Annotated in this window: 19 protein-coding genes; 5 read left to right on the plus strand and 14 right to left on the minus strand. The window is 57.4% G+C overall.

The genetic code is table 11. The features are described 5' to 3' along the window. The first annotated feature begins 88 nt into the window (after positions 1 to 88). The 3 genes from N7220_RS15220 to N7220_RS15230 all read left to right on the plus strand — a co-directional run bounded on the left by N7220_RS15220 (position 89) and on the right by N7220_RS15230 (position 2,973). On the plus strand, positions 89 to 952 hold the full coding sequence (locus N7220_RS15220) for a carbohydrate ABC transporter permease (protein WP_283148371.1): 864 nt from the start codon (positions 89 to 91) through the stop codon (positions 950 to 952). Positions 953 to 970: 18 nt separating this feature from the next. Further along, a complete protein-coding gene (locus N7220_RS15225; protein WP_283148372.1) occupies positions 971 to 1,810 on the plus strand; it encodes a carbohydrate ABC transporter permease in 840 nt (279 codons plus the stop codon). 62 nt (positions 1,811 to 1,872) lie between these two features. Further along, on the plus strand, positions 1,873 to 2,973 hold the full coding sequence (locus N7220_RS15230; protein ID WP_283148373.1) for an ABC transporter ATP-binding protein: 1,101 nt from the start codon (positions 1,873 to 1,875) through the stop codon (positions 2,971 to 2,973). Between the two features lie 153 nt (positions 2,974 to 3,126). On the opposite strand, the gene thrC is transcribed toward N7220_RS15230, so the two are convergent. Genes thrC through N7220_RS15260 form a run of 6 tightly spaced genes read right to left on the minus strand, consistent with a single transcriptional unit; the run spans position 3,127 to position 8,237 of the window. Beyond that, positions 3,127 to 4,536, minus strand: coding sequence for a threonine synthase (gene thrC / locus N7220_RS15235; protein ID WP_283148374.1), 1,410 nt, complete (start codon positions 4,534 to 4,536; stop codon positions 3,127 to 3,129). 14 nt (positions 4,537 to 4,550) lie between these two features. Further along, the gene (locus tag N7220_RS15240; RefSeq protein ID WP_283148375.1) at positions 4,551 to 4,844 is read right to left on the minus strand and encodes an antibiotic biosynthesis monooxygenase family protein; all 294 of its coding nucleotides are present in this window, start codon (positions 4,842 to 4,844) and stop codon (positions 4,551 to 4,553) included. A 16-nt stretch (positions 4,845 to 4,860) separates the two neighbouring features. Next, complete coding sequence (locus tag N7220_RS15245; protein ID WP_283148376.1) at positions 4,861 to 5,262, minus strand: hypothetical protein; 402 nt, start codon at positions 5,260 to 5,262, stop codon at positions 4,861 to 4,863. Continuing rightward, positions 5,255 to 6,571, minus strand: a complete 1,317-nt coding sequence (locus N7220_RS15250; RefSeq protein WP_283148377.1) for a homoserine dehydrogenase — start codon at positions 6,569 to 6,571, stop codon at positions 5,255 to 5,257. The genes N7220_RS15245 and N7220_RS15250 overlap by 8 nt, the downstream gene beginning before the upstream one ends. Further along, positions 6,568 to 7,008, minus strand: coding sequence for a GNAT family N-acetyltransferase (locus N7220_RS15255; protein WP_283148378.1), 441 nt, complete (start codon positions 7,006 to 7,008; stop codon positions 6,568 to 6,570). Before N7220_RS15255 ends, N7220_RS15250 begins: the two co-directional genes overlap by 4 nt. After that, on the minus strand, positions 7,008 to 8,237 hold the full coding sequence (locus N7220_RS15260; protein ID WP_283148379.1) for a pyridoxal phosphate-dependent aminotransferase: 1,230 nt from the start codon (positions 8,235 to 8,237) through the stop codon (positions 7,008 to 7,010). Before N7220_RS15260 ends, N7220_RS15255 begins: the two co-directional genes overlap by 1 nt. A gap of 342 nt (positions 8,238 to 8,579) precedes the next feature. On the opposite strand from N7220_RS15260, the gene N7220_RS15265 reads away from it, so the two are divergent. Beyond that, the gene (locus tag N7220_RS15265) at positions 8,580 to 8,948 is read left to right on the plus strand and encodes an Mth938-like domain-containing protein (RefSeq protein ID WP_283148380.1); all 369 of its coding nucleotides are present in this window, start codon (positions 8,580 to 8,582) and stop codon (positions 8,946 to 8,948) included. A gap of 4 nt (positions 8,949 to 8,952) precedes the next feature. Here the strand turns inward: N7220_RS15265 and hutG are convergent, their stop codons facing one another. The 8 genes from hutG to N7220_RS15305 form a co-directional block, all read right to left on the minus strand. Continuing rightward, the gene (gene hutG, locus N7220_RS15270) at positions 8,953 to 9,762 is read right to left on the minus strand and encodes an N-formylglutamate deformylase (protein WP_283148381.1); all 810 of its coding nucleotides are present in this window, start codon (positions 9,760 to 9,762) and stop codon (positions 8,953 to 8,955) included. Between the two features lie 35 nt (positions 9,763 to 9,797). Continuing rightward, positions 9,798 to 11,189 carry a formimidoylglutamate deiminase gene (locus N7220_RS15275; protein ID WP_283148382.1) on the minus strand — a complete coding sequence of 464 codons (1,392 nt, stop codon included), beginning with the start codon at positions 11,187 to 11,189 and terminating at the stop codon, positions 9,798 to 9,800. Between the two features lie 40 nt (positions 11,190 to 11,229). After that, positions 11,230 to 12,459 carry an imidazolonepropionase gene (gene hutI / locus N7220_RS15280; protein WP_283148383.1) on the minus strand — a complete coding sequence of 410 codons (1,230 nt, stop codon included), beginning with the start codon at positions 12,457 to 12,459 and terminating at the stop codon, positions 11,230 to 11,232. Next, entirely contained in the window at positions 12,452 to 13,063 is a 612-nt protein-coding gene (locus N7220_RS15285) for a HutD/Ves family protein (RefSeq protein ID WP_283148384.1), read from the minus strand. The genes hutI and N7220_RS15285 overlap by 8 nt, the downstream gene beginning before the upstream one ends. A gap of 1 nt (position 13,064) precedes the next feature. Beyond that, the gene (gene hutU / locus N7220_RS15290) at positions 13,065 to 14,753 is read right to left on the minus strand and encodes a urocanate hydratase (RefSeq protein ID WP_283148385.1); all 1,689 of its coding nucleotides are present in this window, start codon (positions 14,751 to 14,753) and stop codon (positions 13,065 to 13,067) included. A gap of 423 nt (positions 14,754 to 15,176) precedes the next feature. Continuing rightward, entirely contained in the window at positions 15,177 to 15,887 is a 711-nt protein-coding gene (gene hutC, locus N7220_RS15295; protein WP_283148386.1) for a histidine utilization transcriptional repressor HutC, read from the minus strand. Between the two features lie 77 nt (positions 15,888 to 15,964). After that, positions 15,965 to 17,149, minus strand: a complete 1,185-nt coding sequence (locus tag N7220_RS15300; protein WP_283148387.1) for a GGDEF domain-containing protein — start codon at positions 17,147 to 17,149, stop codon at positions 15,965 to 15,967. A gap of 219 nt (positions 17,150 to 17,368) precedes the next feature. Further along, positions 17,369 to 18,445 (minus strand): BMP family ABC transporter substrate-binding protein, encoded by a 1,077-nt coding sequence (locus N7220_RS15305; RefSeq protein WP_283148388.1) that lies wholly within the window; start codon positions 18,443 to 18,445, stop codon positions 17,369 to 17,371. Between the two features lie 199 nt (positions 18,446 to 18,644). On the opposite strand from N7220_RS15305, the gene N7220_RS15310 reads away from it, so the two are divergent. Next, positions 18,645 to 19,154: a nucleoside deaminase gene (locus N7220_RS15310; protein WP_283148389.1), complete on the plus strand. Its 510-nt coding sequence runs from the start codon at positions 18,645 to 18,647 to the stop codon at positions 19,152 to 19,154. Positions 19,155 to 19,294: the final 140 nt, after the last annotated feature.

The following is a 19,294-nucleotide window of genomic DNA, read 5'->3' on the forward strand; positions in this document are numbered from 1 at the left end:
TAGCTGAAGTTCCTGAGCGGATCCGCTGGCAACGGCGGTTCCGCTCAGTCCTTTACATAAAAAAATAAAGATACAGTCGAGTTGCGTCGTGAAGACTTCAAACAGTTACACCGCGATAGCCTATTTGTTCCTGGCGCCAGCCCTGATCCTGATGGGTCTGTTGACGTTCTGGCCAGTTGGCTATAACACCTACCTCGCATTCCAGGACTACAGCATTGCCGACGGCACCGCCACCTGGAATAATTTCGCAAACTTCAAATACATTGCCAACGAACCGCTGTTCTGGAACGCGCTGAAAAACTCGGCGTTGTACCTGCTGATCGTTCCGGTGATACAGCTGGCCGCGCTGGTTGTCGCCAAAATGGTCAACAACAAGTTGCCTGGCATGACGCTGTTCCGCGCGCTGTTCTACATCCCGGTCATTACCTCGATCTCGATTGCCGGTGTGGTGTGGGCCAACGTCTACAAGTACGACGGTGTGCTGACCTGGTTGCTGCAGTCGCTGGGCCTGATTCATGATCAGGTGAACTGGCTGGGCGAACCTTCCATTGCCTTGTACATGCTGATGATCTTTACCTTCTGGAAAGGTATCGGTTACTACATGGTGTTGTATCTTGCCGGTCTGCAAGCGATCCCTTCGGAAGTTGAAGAAGCCGCTATTCTGGACGGCGCCAATGCCTTCCAGCGTTTCTGGAAGATCACTGTTCCCATGGTCAAGCCGACCATTCTGCTCTGTACGCTCCTCAGTACCATTGCCGCTATCAAGGTGTATCTGGAAGTGATCGTACTGACCAAGGGTCAGGCTGATACCTACACCGCGTTGTATTACGTTTACGACCAGGCATTCCGGAACTACAACTTTGGCCGCGCAGCTGCTGCCGGTGTGGTTGTGACGTTCTTCTGCATGCTGCTCGCCGTGATTCAATTCCGCTTCTTCGGCGACAAGAAATAAGGCATAGGGAGATTACAAATGGCGCTTGGCAAAACGTCGCGGACGGTGATTGGTCGTGGTATGCATTACTTCGGCTTGCTCCTGTTCGCCATCTTTACCGCATTCCCCTTTATCTGGGCCCTCTCTGCGGGCCTGTCTGAAGATTCTTCCAATATCTGGTTGTTCCCGCGCGCCTTCTGGCCGACGGACCCGGGCTTTGGCTGGTTCATCCGCGTGTTTCACGACATGCCCTTCATGACCTATCTGGGCAACTCCGCCATCATGACCTTTTGGGCCGTGGTGGGTGTGACCGTTGTTTCGGTGATGGCGGGTTATCCGTTGGCACGGCTGAAGTTTGCCGGTCGCAATCTGATTTTTGTGGCAATTATCGCCACAATGATGCTGCCGTCTGAAGTCGCGCTGGTGCCTAACTTCATTACCATGAAGAATCTGGGTCTGCTCAATACCTGGACCGGAGCGGTGCTGCCCAACATTGCGGGTGCTTTCGGTATTTTCCTGATGCGCCAGGCATTTGAAGCTGTGCCACAGGATTTGATCGACGCTGCGCGGGTTGACGGTGCTACAGAGCTGCAGATCATGTGGCGAATCATGGTGCCGGTATGCGCACCGTCCATTGCTGCCCTGGCCATCTTTACTTTGGTCAACGAATGGAACGATTATCTGTGGCCATCGATCGTATTGAACTCGCGTGAGAAGCTGCCATTGGCGGTGGGTGTGTTTAACGACCTGACCGGGCCGTTTGCAACCTCTACCAGCCTGGTGATGGCGGCTATCGTGATGACGATCATCCCGGTACTGATTTTCTTCGCCTTCACTCAGCGTTATTTCGTCAGTGGTCTGGACGGCGCAGTGAAGTAAGCGGCCGAACATTTCGGTTTTGCAGCACATACAGAATGACAAGTTTTCAAGGAATCGAATAAATGGCTTCGGTTACGCTCAAGGGCATCAAAAAAACATACGGTAAGGACGTCGCAGTTATCAAGGGCGTCGACCTCGAAATCAAGAATGGCGAGTTTGTGGTGTTCGTTGGCCCATCGGGCTGCGGCAAATCCACTCTGCTGCGCATGATTGCCGGTCTGGAAGATATCAGCGAAGGCGACTTGCTGATTGGCGAGACGATGGCCAACGATATCCACGCTTCCAAGCGCGGTATTGCGATGGTGTTCCAGTCTTACGCCCTGTACCCGCACATGAGCGTGTATGACAACATGGCGTTCTCGCTCAAACTGGCGGGCAACCCCAAGGAAGACGTTGATCGCCGCGTGCAACGCGCCGCCAATATACTGCAGATCACCCATTTGCTGGAACGCAAGCCTAAAGCTCTGTCGGGCGGTCAGCGTCAGCGTGTAGCTATCGGTCGCGCCATCGTGCGTGAGCCAGAAGTATTCTTGTTCGACGAACCACTGTCGAACCTGGACGCCGCCCTGCGTTTGAATATGCGCGTTGAGTTGTCCAAGCTGCACAACGATCTGAAGACCACCATGATCTACGTGACGCACGATCAGGTGGAAGCCATGACTCTGGCTGACCGTATCGTCGTGCTGAACGCCGGTATCATCCAGCAAGTCGGCAGCCCGCTGGACCTATACGAAAACCCGTCCAACCTGTTCGTGGCCGGCTTCTTGGGTTCGCCCAAGATGAACCTGCTCGAAGCGCAACTGGTGGGTGTCGAAAGCGGCGCTGCAGTACTGCGCCTGCCCAAGGGCATTACCGTGCGTGCAGCAGTTGACGCAGGTTCCTCCAAGATCGGCGAAAAAATGACTCTGGGCGTTCGCCCGGAGCATGTGCAACTGGTGCTGGAAGGCGAAGAAGGCGTACCAGCCCGCATCGATCTGGTCGAACACTTGGGCGATACCGTGCTGACCTATGTTGAAGTACCAGGCGTGAATGAAATCCTGTGCGTGAAGTTGCCAGGCAATCATCCGGAACTCAAGCGCGGTGAATCTGTGCGTCTCGTGTTCCCGGAAAAAGAAACACTGGTATTTGATGCACAAGGCCTGGCGCTCAAGCGTACGGTTTGATTGCGAAAGTAGCTTTAGCACTCACAAAAAACCCGCCACTTCGGCGGGTTTTTTATTTTCCACACATGTTGAAGAAATTCAGCATTTATTAGAAACACATAAAAAAACGCCGCATCTGCGGCGTTTTTCAAAGGTGATGGATATCTCCTCCAATCAACCCACGCGAACAGCCACGTAATCCTTCAGCGCCTGCACGTCTGCATCCATTACATCGAAGCGCTGGGGCAGCTTTTCCAGGTTAGCCACTTCTGCGGGCATGACTGGCTTGGTGCCAAGCGCTTCTTCCATGGTCGCTTCAAATTTGGCGGGCAGGGCGGTTTCCATGATAACCAGCTTCACGCCTGCTTCACGGTGCGCTTTGGCGGCGTGGTAGCCATCGGCGGTGTGTGGATCAACCTGTACGCCATATTTGTCGAAGACTTCGCGGATATTGGCGATACGGTCGGCATGAGAGCTTTTCTCGGAACGGAAACCATATTCATCGCGCAGGCGGGCAAAGTCGGCGGGCGAGAGGTCAAAGCCGTGTTCTTTTTCTACGGTGTGCCACAGCGCAGACAACTTGGCGCCATCGCGGCCAATCAGATCGAATACAAAGCGTTCCAGGTTGGAAGCCTTGGTGATATCCATCGACGGGCTGGATGTCTCGTAAGTCTTGTCCAGACCGCGCGGGTGATAACCGCCGGTTTTGAAGAACTCGTCCAGCACGTCATTCTCGTTGGTAGCGACGACCAGATGGCGAATTGGCAGGCCCATCTGGCGCGCAATATGTGCGGCGCAGATGTTGCCGAAGTTACCAGAAGGCACACAGAAATCGACCGGCTCGCCAACTTCGCCAGCCACGGCAAAGTAGCCCTTGAAGTAGTACACCGCTTGCGAAACCACGCGGCCCCAGTTGATCGAGTTCACGGCACCGATCTTGTGTTTGGCCTTGAACGCGGCGTCGTTGTTCACGGCTTTGACCATGTCCTGGCAAGCGTCGAACATTGATTTGACCGAGATATTGAAGATGTTTTCGTCTTGCAGCGAGAACATCTGCGCGCGCTGGAACGGGCTCATCTTGCCGAATGGCGACAACATGAACACCCGCACGCCTTTCTTGCCGCGCATGGCGTATTCGGCGGCGCTACCGGTGTCGCCGCTGGTGGCGCCAACAATGTTGATTTCTTCGCCGGCGCGGGTCAGTACGTATTCAAACAGATTGCCCAGCAACTGCATCGCCATGTCTTTGAAGGCGAGCGTTGGGCCGTTGGACAACTGCTGGATGAAGAGGTCGTCTTCCAGGCGGGTTACGGGGGTGATCTCATCTGTACCAAAAGCCTCTTTGGTATAGGTCTTGGCGATCAACGCTTTCAGGTCAGCCGCCGGAATGTCATCGACAAAACGGCTGATGATGGCAAAGGCCAGATCCGGATAGCTCAGGTTCGACAGCGCTTTGAGGTCGTCAATGGACAACTGCGGATATTGATCCGGTACAACCAGCCCGCCGTCCGGCGCCAGGCCGCCCAGCAGGATTTCAGAAAAGTGTTTGGGCGACATGCCGCCACGGGTGGAGATGTATTGCATGATCAGGACCTGTCTCAGGGAGCGATTAGCTCGTAATGTTCCACCGTCGGGAACGGGTCGTAGAAGTGGTGCAACAGCGCTTTCCACTGTTGGTATTGGGGCGAGCCGCGAAAGCCTTCGGTATGGGCTTGCAGCGTGTCCCAGCGCACCAGCAAGGCGTAATGGTTGGGGCGTTCAAGGCAGCGTTGCAGTTCGTGGCTGATATAGCCGGGCATGCTGGCGATGATGCTTTGGGCTTGCTTGAACGCCGCTTCAAAAGCGCCGGTTTCACCGCCTTTGACGTTCAGATTGGCTATTTCCAGGATCATCGCAGGGGCCGCCCGTTTATTGCGCAGGTTGGTCGATCAAGGTATCGATCATCTCACCCATGCAGCTAAACCCGGCCGCTGCCGCTTTGCCCTTGAGTACGCGATCCAGATCAGCGTCACTCAGGGCGGGTTCTTTACCGGCAATCAGACCATTGATGCGGGTGTCACGCATCAGCCGCTTGCCGACGCAGCCGCAAAACGCGTCTTTATCCAGTTGCACGTTCAGCTTGGCCAAAGTATCAGCGGCAGACTGCGGCAAGTCGTGCCGTTTGCACTGGCTGACTACCGCGCCGCGCATAACCGAGATATTGGTGGCGCGCACGCCGGCGTTGTCGGCCAGCGTGCCGGCACTGGCACCCAGCACCAGCAACGCGGCCAGCCACGTTGTGTTTGCCCGATGCCGGCGCAGATCAGCCATTCAAATGTTCCAGTCGCAGTTTCACCACTTTGCCGGTGGTGCTACCCAAGGCTTCGATCTTGACCAGCGCAGCGTCGATATTTTTTTCCACCGCTTGATGCGTCAGGATGATGATATCGGCACGGCCATCGGCTTGATCGGCCGCAGGTTTTTGCAGCATTGAATCCACCGAGATATTGGCATCAGCCAGAATCCGGGTCACGTCGGCCAGCACGCCTGGGCGATCTTCCGCATCCATGCGCAGGTAGTAGCAAGTTTCCACTTCGCCAATCGGCAGAATCTGCAGGTTGGCGATTTCGCTCGGCTGGAAGGCCAGATGCGGTACGCGGTTTTCCGGGTCAGCAGTGGCCAGGCGGGTGACGTCGACCAGATCGGCAATGACGGCGGAGGCGGTTGGCTCGGCGCCAGCGCCTGGGCCGTAATACATGGTGGCGCCGACGGCGTCACCCTTCACCAGCACGGCGTTCATCACGCCATCGACATTGGCGATCAGGCGTTTGGCCGGGATCAGCGTTGGTGCGACGCGCAGTTCAATGCCGTTTTCACGGCGACGGGTTACACCCAGCAGCTTGATGCGATAACCCAGTTCACCGGCGTATTTGATATCCAGCGCGTCCAGTTTGCTGATGCCTTCCAGGTACGCTTTGTCGAACTGCACCGGAATGCCAAACGCAATCGCGCTCATGATCGTTAGTTTGTGCGCGGCGTCGTGGCCTTCGATATCGAAGGTCGGATCAGCTTCGGCGTAGCCCAGCTTTTGTGCATCAGCCAGCGCGGCGGCAAAGCTCACGCCCTTGTCGCGCATTTCGGTCAGGATGAAGTTGCTGGTGCCGTTGATGATGCCGGCAATCCATTCGATACGATTGGCGGTCAGGCCTTCGCGTAGTGCCTTGATAACTGGAATGCCACCGGCGACGGCGGCTTCAAATGCCACCATCACGCCTTGTTCCTGGGCGCGCTCGAAAATCTCGTTGCCATATTCGGCGATCAGCTTTTTGTTGGCGGTGACCACGTGCTTGCCATTGGCAATGGCCTTGAGCACCAGCTCTTTAGCCACAGTAGTGCCGCCAATCAGCTCGACCACAATGTCCACGTCCGGGTGATTCACCACGGTGAGCGCATCGCTGACGATCTCTACGTCGGGGCCACACACTTCGCGGGCACGTTCCAGATCGCGGTTAGCCGCAATAATGATCTTGATCGGGCGCCCGGCGCGGCGTGCGATCTCTTCTGCATTGCGTTTCAATACGGCAGCAGTGCCACCGCCCACGGTGCCAACACCGCATAAACCAACATGAATCGCTCTCATTTCAGCGCCTTTTTAAAGTTATACGAAGCGATATGCATCCCCTCGCGAAAATAGAATTTGTGCGCCAATGCGCGCTGAACGCCCGAATCCAGGGCCAGCACATCGCAATCGAGCGCGTGTGCTTTGGCTTGTAGCCAGTCCAGTAACATTTTGCCAACGCCGGTGGATCGCACATTCGCGTCGGTGACCAGATCGTCTACGTAAAGACGGCGGCCTTCATAGGTATTCTCGATCAGGCGCCATAGCGCGAGCCCGAGTACCCGGTCTTCTTTGGTGACGGCGATGAGTCTGCCGCCATTTTGCGCAATCACCAACAAGCGGCCCGCGTAATCCGCAGGCAGGTTGGGGCGCAACTGAACATGAACGGCTTCGGCCAGCGGTAACCACTGCGGGGCAGCCAGCTTGCCCGAATCATCAATCAGTTCAAGAACCTGCATTATGCCGTACCGTGCCGTTTGCGATAACCCGCCAGGAAGCGTTCAACGCGATTGAGTGCGTCGGTCAGATCATCCAGATTGGGCAAGAAGGTTATACGGAAGTGATCCGGCTGCGGCCAGTTGAAGCCCGTGCCTTGTACCAGCAGCACTTTTTCTTCCTGCAGCAGTTCCAGGATCAGTTGCTGGTCGTCTTGGACCGGGTAAACCTTCGGGTCCAGCCGCGGGAACATATACAGCGCCGCATGCGGCTTGTTACACGTTACACCCGGAATGGCGTTGAGCATCTCGTACGCCAGATCACGCTGTTTGGTCAGTCGCCCGCCCGGTTTCACCAGGTCGTTGATGCTTTGATAGCCGCCCAGCGCAGTCTGGATCGCATATTGCGCGGGCACGTTGGCGCACAAACGCATGGTGGCCAGAATGTTCAGGCCTTCAATGTAATCTTTGGCGATCTTCTTGTTGCCCGAAACCACCATCCAGCCAGCGCGGTAGCCGCAGGCACGGTAGTTTTTGGACAAACCGTTGAAGGTTACAAACAGCAGATCGTTGGCCAGCGAAGCGATGGAAGTGTGCGTGCGGCCATCGTACAAAACCTTGTCGTAGATTTCGTCGGCGTAAATGATCAGCTTGTTCTGTCGCGCAATCTCGACGATCTCTTTCAAGAGGTCATCCGGATACAGCGCGCCAGTGGGGTTATTGGGGTTGATCACCACAATGGCGCGGGTGCGCGGAGTTATCTTGGCGCGGATATCGTCCAGCGACGGAAACCAGCCATTGTTGCTGTCACACAGATAGTGGCGTGGCGTGCCACCGGCCAAGCTCACGGCGGCAGTCCACAGCGGGTAATCCGGCATGGGCACCAGTACTTCGTCACCGTTATTCAACAGGCCCTGCATGGACATCACAATCAGCTCGGACGCGCCGTTGCCAATGTAGATATCGTCAACCGTGACATCGGCGATTTTCTTTTCCTGGGTGTAATGCATGATCGCTTTACGCGCCGGGAACAAACCTTTGGAATCCACATAACCGGCCGCGTTGGGCAGATTGCGGATCACGTCCTGCACGACTTCTTCGGGTGCTTCAAAGCCAAACGGCGCGAGGTTGCCGATATTGAGCTTGATGATGCGATAGCCTTCTTCTTCCATCTGCCGCGCTTTTTCCGGCACCGGGCCGCGGATTTCGTAGCAAACGTTCAACAGCTTGTTCGACTTGAGAATGGCTTCCATCAAATACGCCTGAAAGAAAATCGGAGGGGAGCCTGACATTCTAGCGAAGAAGGACCGAAAACGGGCACAAGTGCGTGTTTAATTTGGCTTGTTACCAGTGGTTACGGCCAAATCCGGTCGAGATAGCAAGTTATTCGGCGCTTGGTCTGTTTTTATCGGGCGGCAGTCTATGAACAGACTGACCAGGCGCGCTTGCGCTGGAGAGCCTGGATTGCCAAACAGTGTGATCGCAAGCGTTGGTCCCCGCGCGGAGTGATGCTGTTACACCATCGCCAATCCTTATGCCGCGCAAATCAGGGCACATCCGGTAAAATAGCCGCTTCGCTCTGAGGAATGCGCGTCATGAAACTGCATCACACCAACGTCGACAACCTGAACCAGTTCACGTCTTATGGCGACGGCTTTGTCAGGGTGAATCAGCAGCAGTACGAGGGTAGCCTGATTGTGACGCCGAACGAGATTCGGGAGTGGCAACCGGCCTCATTCGAGGACATGACTGCGGAGCATTTCGAGCAATTGCTGGAGCTCAAGCCGGAAGTGGTGTTGCTGGGCACGGGTAAATCCATTCGTTTTCCGCATCCGCGGCTTTACGCGACGCTGGGCCAGGCGCATGTCGGGCTTGATGTGATGGACACCGGGGCCTTGTGCCGTACCTTCAATATTCTGACCGCTGAAGAGCGCCGGGTGATTGCGCTGGTGCTGGGCGCCTGAACGGTTAGCTGCTGCGGCGAGTACTGGCCCAGTCCAGCATTTCCTGCAGCAAATCCCTGATCACCGGGCGGACTTGCCCGGCCAGATTGTCATCAAAGGCATACGGTGGCTTTTCGGCCATATAGGTGGGCAAAGACAACTCCAGTTGAATGGCGTGGATGTTGTCCGCCGGGGCGCCGTAGGCTCGCGTGATATAGCCGCCTTTAAAGCGCCCGTTGAGCACTGCGCTGTAATCCGGATGACGTTGCGCGGCGGCCAGCAATTGTTCGCCCAGCCCAGCCGCACATGAACTGCCATTAGCGCTGCCCAGATTGAAGTCCGGCAAGCGTCCGTCAAAAAAACGCGGCACTTCTGAGCGGATGGAATGCGCATCCCATAGCAGTGCAATGCCGTGCTCCGCCTTCAATCTTGCGAGTTCGGCTTGCAAGGCCTGGTGATACGGTTGCCAATACGTGGTGACGCGCTCGGCGATTTCTGCCGTATCCGGTGCCTGACCCGCGAGATAAAGCGGTGATTTGGCGAAGGTATCGATCGGGCACAGGCTGGTGGTGTCCTGACCAGGATAGAGGTTGGCGTTATCTGGCGGTCGATTCAGGTCAGTTACATAACGCGAATGCTGCGCAATCAAGATCGATGCCCCTAACTCGCGGGCAAAGTCATACAACTGCGGCAAATGCCAGTCGGTATCATCCAGTTGCGTTGCAACGGGATTCATCCGTTGCAACAAGCTGGCCGGGATATGCGTGCCCACATGTGGCATGGAGATCAGTAGCGGTGCGGTGCCGCGATGCAAGGTGTAGATGGGGTGTGCCATCGGTTTCATTTATTCCGTCAAAATGGCGTGCTAGGTCACGCCAGCAATTGCTTGAGCGCCTTGCCATAATCCGCCAGCGCAGTGTCTTGTGCGGCATGTTGGCGATCGGCGATGATGCATTTGCCGCCAGCATAAACGTCACGAATCGGCGTCTCGCCGTGCTGACAGAACACCAGCCCGGCCAGTAGTTGGTCATCCTGGCGCTGTAGCAGATTTGGGTGTTGCGCATCCAGCACCAGAAAATCCGCTCGTTGCCCGTGCGCCAAACCAGCGATAGGACGAGCACTGGCTTGCGCGCCGCCAGCCACGGCATCCAGATACAAGCGATCTGCTACGGCGGGCGTTGCGGTGCTGGCGAGCGCATTGCGGCGCTGGTCGCGCAGGCGTTGGCTGTATTCAAACAACCGCAATTCTTCGCGGGCGCACACGCTGATATGGCTGTCCGAGCCAATGCCCCAGCGCCCGCCTGCAGCCAGATAATTCACGCCATCAAAAATGCCATCACCCAGATTGGCCTCGGTAGTCGGGCAGATACCGGCAATTGCGCCGCTGCGTGCCAGATCAAGCGTTTCACCAGCTTGCATATGCGTGGCATGGACCAGGCACCAACGTTCGTCCACCGGCTGGTTGTCCAGCAGCCAGCGCACCGGGCGGGCTCCGGTCTGGGCCAGGCAATCGCTAACTTCTTTTTGTTGTTCCGCGATATGAATATGGATGGGCGCGCTTGGGTCTGCCGCGTGTAGTTGCTGGCGCACGATATCCAGCGTGGCTGGCGCAACCGCGCGCAGCGAATGCGGCGCCACACCAAAGCGCAGACCGGCGTGTTGCGGATGGTCTCGCCGTAAATGGGCCAGCAGGTTGAGCATCCAGTCCGTACTGCTGATAAACCTGGCTTGTTCCGGCAAGGGGGGGCGCCCGCCAAAACCGCTGTGCTGATACAACACCGGCAGCAAGGTCAGGCCAATTCCAGCGGTTTGCGCCGCTGCAATCAAACGACCGGATAGCTCGGCCGGGTTGGCATAGTACTGACCCTGCGCGGCATGGTGGATATAGTGGAACTCGCACACTGAGGTGTAACCGGCTTTGGCCATCTCGATGTACAACTGCGTGGCGACCGCCTGCAAGGTTTCGGGCGTGAGTTGCGCGGCAAAGCGGTACATCAGCTCGCGCCAGCTCCAGAAACTATCTTGCGGGTTGCCTAGATATTCGGTCAGCCCGGCCATGGCACGCTGGAACGCATGCGAGTGCAGATTGGGCATGCCGGGGAGGACCGGGCCGGCTGCGCTCGGAATATCAGAACCGGGTTTTGAGTCCGGCGTGACGCCAGTTAACAGGCCTGAGGTGTCCCATTGCAGCAATACGTTGTGGCGCCAGCCCTGCGGCAACAGTGCGCGTTCAGCCAGCAAGCATTGGATGGTGTGGTTCATGAATGGCAAACCTTTGCGGCTTGAGTTTGTTGTGTGCCGGTCATTGCTGCGGATACTCCGGGCGGACGTACACCGTCTCGCCACCGCGGATCACTCGCTGGCAAAGTGGACGACCAATCCAGTAGGCCAGTTCGGCCAGCGTATCGACCGACCACACTGCGAAATCGGCTTGCCTGCCCACTGCCAATGAACCGTGTACCTCTGCTTCACCCAGCGCTTGTGCGGCATGGCGAGTCACGCCCGCCAGCACTTCCGGGACGGTCATGCGGAACAGCGTACAAGCCATATTCATGGTCAACAGCAGGGAGCTGACTGGCGAAGTGCCAGGATTGTGATCAGTCGCCAGGGCAATCGGCACTTGATACTGGCGCAGCAAATCCAGCGGCGGCAGTTGGGTTTCGCGGATAAAGTAATACGCGCCGGGTAGCAGCACGGCCACCGTTCCCGCTGCCTTCATTGCAGCAACGCCCGCTTCATCCAGAAACTCCAGGTGATCGGCCGACAGCGCTTGATAACGCGCCGCCAGCGTTGTGCCGCCAGCATTGGATAGTTGTTCGGCATGGATTTTTACCGGTAAACCGCGTCGGGTCGCCGCCTCAAAGACGCGTTCAGATTGGGACAAGGTAAAGCCGATGCGCTCGCAAAACACATCTACGGCATCAACCAGTCCTTCATCGGCCAGCGCGGGCAGCATGCGCTCACAGACGAGCGTGATGTAGTCGTCGGCGCGTCCGGCATATTCGGGCGGCAGAGCATGTGCGCCGAGAAAAGTGGTGTAAACCGATACCGGATAATGCTCGCCCAGTTTGCGCGCTACCCGCAGCAGCTTGCGTTCGCTGGCCAGGTCCAGCCCGTAGCCGGATTTGATCTCGACGGCTGTGACACCTTCGGCCAGCAGTGGCGTGAGGCGATCGGCGGCTTGGGCAAACAATGTGCATTCATCGGTAGCTCGAGTGGCGCGCACCGTGGAGACAATACCCCCGCCATTGCGGGCGATCTCTTCGTAACTGACACCTGCCAGGCGCTGGGCAAACTCGTCAGCACGCTGGCCGCCGTAGACCAGATGCGTGTGGCAATCCACCAGTCCGGGCGTTACCCACGCGCCATTCAGGTCATGCTTGAGCAAGCTGGCATATTCCGCCGGGAGCTCATCCAGCGCGCCCAGCCAGGCAATCTTGCCCGCACGTACCGCAATTGCGGCGTTGCGGGTTGTTTGCTCGGGATTGCCATGCGGGCACAGTTGCAGGTTATGCCAGAGCGCGTCAGTCATGGGTTTTCCTCAGTAGTGCAGGGGTGAACATCTCAAGCTCGACGGCCAGCAACGCGCCGCTACCGGTGATGTAACAGCCCAGACCGCTCGCGGCATCAATACGGATGGCGTCGTTGGCTCGCAGGATGAGCGGCGCGTGCTGGCTCAGGTGGACCAGCAGCGAGCCGCTAGCGCAGAACAAAACGGCAGTCTCGGTGGCAAAACGGTGTTCGTGCGCGTTGTGCCAGATGTTCAGTGCAGCGCGCGCCAGATCGCGCCTTACCATCAGATTGAAGTCTTGCGTGGCACCGCCGGGCAATGTGGCGGTGATGGCGGTTTCGCCAGCAAACTGGTGGTGGTCCAGCGGCTGCAACAGGGCGTGTTGCGGGCCGCTTTCTTCCTGCAACACCATGCCATCGCCTGCCAGCAAGACCAGCGTGCGATCAACCCCGGCAAAGCGCGAGAACGGCCCGGCCTGGTTGACGTCGGCCACGCTGATACGCCAGATGAAATCATCCAGCCCGGCGCCCGGCGGATCGCAAGTGATTTCACGCGTGACACCACCGCCGTTTTTCCAGGGCGTGGCGGTGAGCGTGGCTGCGCGGATCAGCGTGACATTGGCCATTTCAGCGACCAAGCATGGGCAGTTTCAAACCGGCTGCACGCGCTGTTTCTTGCGCCAGTTCATAACCGGCATCGGCGTGACGCATGACGCCGGTAGCCGGGTCATTGAACAGCACGCGTTCCAGCCGTTTGGCGGCAGCATCGGTGCCATCGGCGACGATAACCACGCCAGCGTGCTGGCTGAAACCCATGCCAACACCACCGCCGTGATGCAACGAAACCCAGGTCGCGCCGCCCGCAGTGTTCAGCAGCGCGTTCAGCAATGGCCAGTCGGATACGGCATCCGAGCCATCTTTCATGCTTTCTGTTTCGCGATTGGGGCTGGCCACCGAACCGGTATCCAGATGATCGCGCCCGATCACTACCGGCGCTTTCAGTTCGCCGTTTTTGACCATCTCATTGAACGCCATACCCAAGCGGTAGCGGTCTTGCACACCTACCCAGCAAATCCGCGCTGGCAAGCCCTGGAAGGCGATGCGTTCACGTGCCATATCCAGCCAGTTATGCAGATGCGCATCATCCGGGATCAGTTCTTTGACCTTGGCATCGGTCTTGTAGATATCTTCCGGGTCGCCCGACAGCGCCACCCAGCGGAATGGGCCTTTGCCTTCACAGAACAGCGGTCGGATATACGCGGGTACGAAGCCGGGGAAGTCGAAGGCGTTTTGCACGCCCATTTCCAGTGCCATCTGACGGATATTGTTGCCGTAATCCAGCGTCGCCGCGCCGCGTTCTTGCAGCGTTAGCATGGCTTGCACTTGCTTGGCCATCGATTGTTTGGCTGGCAGGGTGATGCTTTCGGGCGCGACCTGGCGAGCATCGCGCCATTGCTGCAACGTCCAGCCTTGCGGCAGATAGCCGTTGATGGGGTCGTGGGCGCTGGTTTGATCGGTCACCACGTCCGGCGTGATATTGCGGCGGACCAGTTCGGCAAACACATCGACCGCGTTGCCCAGCAGGCCAATCGAGGTGGGTTTGCCGGATGCTTTGGCCGCTGCAATCATCGTCAGTGCTTCATCCAGCGTTTGGGCTTTCTGGTCGACGTAACGGGTTTTCAGGCGGAAATCTATACGGCTTTCGTCGCACTCCACCGCAATCATCGAGAACCCGGCCATGGTCGCGGCCAGTGGTTGCGCGCCACCCATGCCACCGAGCCCGCCGGTAAGAATCCAGCGCCCCGCCGCGTTGCCACCAAAGTGCAGATTGGCGATCGAGAAAAAAGTCTCGTAAGTGCCCTGAACGATGCCCTGCGTGCCGATGTAAATCCAGCTGCCGGCGGTCATCTGGCCGTACATCATCAGGCCTTTGCGATCCAGCTCATGAAAGTGTTCCCATGTGGCCCAGTGCGGCACCAGATTGGAATTGGCGATCAATACGCGCGGCGCGTCGGCGTGGGTACGAAATACCCCGACCGGTTTGCCCGATTGCACCAACAGCGTTTCGTCGTCATTCAAGTCTTTGAGCGATGCCAGAATCTGGTCGAAACACGCCCAGTTACGCGCGGCGCGGCCAATGCCGCCATACACCACCAACGCATGCGGATGCTCGGCTACTTCGGCATCCAGATTGTTCTGGATCATGCGATAGGCCGCTTCGGTCAACCAGCTCTTGCAGGCTTTTTCGCTACCACGTGGCGCGCGAATGACGCGGCTGGTATCGAGGCGTGGATCGGCGTTTTGTGGTTTGTTCATAACATCACTCCAGAGCTTGAGCACGCGGCATACGACCGCGAAGGGCTGATTGGCAGAGCTGGCAATTCAGTGATGTTTGCCAACTTGTCTATACAAGATGGCTGCAGTTTAGATTGAGCTATTTGTATATACAAGTAGGTGTTTGCGGCAACGGGATGAACGTAGTGCCGGTGTTGGAAAAAGATGGGAGGGAAGGCGGGGACAATGCCGAGAAGCGGCCTTCATCCGGGCTACATGCTGACCACTCCGCCATCACCCAGGCTGACGGGACCCAGTGGCTTCGTTTGTCATTGCCGCTGGATTCCCGCATGCACGGGAATGTCGGCCTGTTATGCAGGGTGGATTCGCGCAGCAATCCGTCATCGCAACGGTGGATTGCTGCGCGAATCCACCCTGCATATCCTCAAGCTTTCTGGAGCAAACTTAAAAAGCGCCGGAAAACTGGAAGCGTGATCCCGGATGCCACAAGGTGACATCGGTAGCGACTTGATCGTGCGCCCAGGTGCGACGGTGCAAGACCAGGCATGGATCGCCACTTTCCATGCGCAAACGCTGGCGCGTTGACGCATCGGGCATATGCGCGGTGATGACATATTCCGCCCGCTGCAGCGGCGCTTCGCGAGTCATGTATTCGTTGGGGGTGATGGCGTTGAAATCCTGCCCCAGATAGGCCGGGTACAGGTGCGGATTCACAAACCGGTCTTCCAGCTGGATGGGAACGGTATTCTCGAAATGCACAATGCGCGAATGAAACGCGTAGCTGTCGGCAGGTAGTTCCAGTGCAGTGAGCGCTTTGGGATCGGTGGTGCGTTCCAGAACCAGAATCTCACTGGTATGCACATCGCCGCGGCTTTCAATTTCGTGCGCAATGCTTTTGATCTGGATAAGCGTGGACTGGTACTTCTTGCCATTCACGAAGGTGCCCGCGCCCTGCACCCGGGTCAGCAATTGGTCGCCGGTCAACTCACGCAAGGCCCGGTGCACCGTCATGCGCGAAACGCTGAATTGTTTGACCAGATCATGTTCCGAAGGAATCATGTTGCCCGCCGCCCATGCGCCGCTTTCAATCTGTTTGCGCACGTACTCCTTGATTTGCACGTAGGCGGGAACAGGTTTTTGCGCGGTGGTTACCATGGTCAACTCATGCCGGGATATGCGCCGCAATATAGCATGAGCCAATTTGTATAGACATGTCGGGGCGTTAATCCCGCTTAACTGGCGTATTCAGGCGGCGCTGTGGGCGCGGTGCGTTCAGACAGGATGATCCGGTTGCGCCCTTTGGCTTTGGCTTCATACAAAGCCGTGTCGGCGCGCAAGGTGAGTTCTTGCAGGCTTTCGTTGGGGTTCCAGTGAGCCAGTCCGCCGCTCATGGTGTACGAGGCCTGACCATTGCCGATGCGAATGGTATTGGCCTCGACCAGCGCGCGCAGGCGTTCCGAGATCGTACGCGCTTCGGCCGGGCTGGCGCCGTACAGCAGCAAGCCAAATTCTTCACCACCCAGTCGTCCCAGGCTATCTACCGAGCGCAAGGCGTTTTGCATGATGAGGGCGAAGTCTCGCAGCACCTCATCGCCGACCGCATGACCGTAACGGTCATTGATTGATTTGAAATGGTCGATATCCAGAAGCAGTAAAGACAATGGCCGCCCGTTGCGACTGGCCAGCGCCATTTGGCGTGTGGCGGTTTCAATAAAGGCGCGGCGCGACAAGGTGTTGGTCAGGTAATCGCGGCTGGCGGTTTCCTCCACGGCGGTGAGCATGGCATCGTGCACCATGACCACCGCGCCCATGCTGAAGGCAGGAACGACAATGGCGCCGAGGGTTAGAAACGTCAGATTCAGCAATGAATAATCGGCCAGCCAGTTGTGGATCTCGGGGTGTTGCAGGTACAGGGCGCACCGCACAAAATGGCCAAAGGCCAGCAAGAATGACAGCCCGGCGGTGTAGTAATGGCCGTAGGTTGAGTGGGTTTGTGGCCGGTTGCGCACGATGGTTGCGCCAATCAGCAAATCCAGAATGGCGTGAAACAACGACGTTGCCAGCACGCGCGCGGTGAAGTTATCAACATAAAACCGCAGCAGGCTCAAGACGATGGCCAGCACCACCAGGCTGCCCAGCAGCGTGCGTACTGGCACTGATAACTGAAAGAAGCGACGACAACCGCTATAGATCAGACACAGCGCCGCTGCCAGCAAGGTATTGCCCAGCACAATCGGCACTACTGCAGGCAACAGGCCGGTGGTTAGATAGCACAACAATGCCACCAGTTCGAGGCCGTTGGCCCAGATCCAGTCACGTACGCCAGGCAGGCCGCTGCGGCGCAACGAGGCCAGCACCAACATCATCATGAAGGTGAGCAGGGCCGTAACAACCAACAAATTGGCGGGGCTTAACATGCTCCAACTCACTCGGGCGGCTCGTACTGGTTGGCCAAAGGCGAACTGCTTATTATCGGCAATTGCTTATGCAATTGTCATTGCGGTAACGGCGCATTGACTGACTGATCAATCTGGTCTTTAGCCTGGAAAATCAGCTTTTGCTCAACAAACACACTGTTTATCAAAAACAAAACGGGCCGCAGCGGGCCCGTTCTGGTTGCACGATAATTTTGCCGCTTACTTGGGCACGCTGCCCACCACGCCATCTACATAGAAATTCATCTGTTTCAGATCGGCATCGGCGTAGGTCTGACCTGCCGCCACAAACACTTTGCCGGTTTGATCTTTGAGCGGGCCCGCATACGGATGCAGCTTGCCGGACTTGATGGCGTCGCGCCGATCTTCGGCCAGCTTCTTCACGTCCGCTGGGACCGACGGGCCAAAGTCAGCAATATTGATCGCGCCTTCTTTCACGCCCCACCAGATGTTTCCGCTCTTCCAGGCGTTGGTTTTCACTTCTTCCTGCGTCTTGGTGTAAATCACGCCCCAGTTCAGTTCAGATGCCGCCAGATGTGCCTTGCCGCCGAACTTGGTCATGTCCGAATCCCAGCCAAACGCGAACACGCCTTTTTCCTGCGCGGCTTGTACAACTGCCGGGGAATCCGTGTTCTGCATCAGCACGTCGGCCCCTTGATCGATCAACGCCAGCGCGGCTTCGCGTTCCTTGCCCGGATCAAACCAGCCATTCACCCAGATCACGCGGGTGGTGGCATTGGGGTTCACACTGCGCGCGCCAATGGTAAAGGCGTTGATGTTGCGGATGACCTCGGGGATTGGAATCGAACCGACCACGCCCAGCTTGCCGGTCTTGCTCATCTTGCCCGCCACCACGCCCAGCATGTAGGCACCTTCATAAGTGCGGATGTCATACACGCCCATGTTCTTGGCGGTTTTGTAACCGGTCGCATGCATGAAAATGGTGTTCGGGAATGACTTGGCCACCTTGGCCATCTGGTTCATGTAGCCAAACGAAGTGCCGTAAATGACCTTATAGCCTTGCTGCGCCAGATCACGGAACACACGCTCCGAGTCTGCCGTTTCGGGCACGTTTTCCACAAAAGTGGTTTTGACGTCCGCGCCATACTTGGCTTCCAGCGCCTTGCGGCCTTGATCATGCGAATACGTCCAGCCGTGATCGCCCGTGGGGCCGATATACACAAACCCGACTTTTACCGGATCAGCCGCAAAGGCCGTGACCGATAAACCGAACGCCAGCGCGGTACAGCTTGCCAGCAATTGAAGGCGCGAAAACATGGATAACTCTCCCCGATTTGGTTGATGGACTTGGCGCGCAAACGGCCAGCCGGAATTCTGATGATTACGACAAGCAATGTAGCAATCCGCAGCCTTGCAACCTATGTCTGCAACGTTATGAGTGGTATGCCGTTCTGCATGCATTCGGCATGGACATCGGTGGGGATAATGGCGTCATCCATTTTCCGGAGTTGCCGTGATGCCATCGTCTTACCCAGCGCAAGGGCTGGAACCTACGCCTGAACAAATCCTGCGGCACCTGCGCCGCTCCAATGCGGTGGCTGAACGGGCCATGGCGCTGGGACATCACCCGTTTGGCGCAATCCTGGTCGGGCCGGATCAAGAAACGGTGTTGATCGAACAATGCAACGTGGACACCGTGAACCACGCTGAATCCACCCTGGCGCGCATCGCCGCGCAGAACTTTACGCCGGAGTATTTGTGGAGCTGCACTTTGTATACGGCGGTTGAACCGTGTTGCATGTGTGCGGGTACTGCGTACTGGGCCAATATCGGGCGAGTGGTTTATGGCATGCCGGAGAGTGCTTTGTTGGGGGTAACCGGGAATCATGACGAGAACCCGACGATGAGTGTGTCGTCGCGGTATGTGTTTGATCACTGCCAGAAGCCGGTGAGGTTGATTGGGCCGGTAGAGGGGATTGTTGAGGAGACGTTGGCGATGCAGAGGGGGTTTTGGGCGGGTAGATAGAGTTTGTTAGTGCCTGCGGCACGGATTTTAAAGGCGTTTGATACCCGGGGGTGCCCGGGAGCACCTTACTTCTCTTTGCGTCGCCAAAGAGAAGTAAGCAAGAGAAAGGCGACCCGGGCGCGAGCGCCGACGGGGCCCAA

The organism is Silvimonas soli (genome assembly GCF_030035605.1).
Lineage (GTDB): Bacteria > Pseudomonadota > Gammaproteobacteria > Burkholderiales > Chitinibacteraceae > Silvimonas > Silvimonas soli.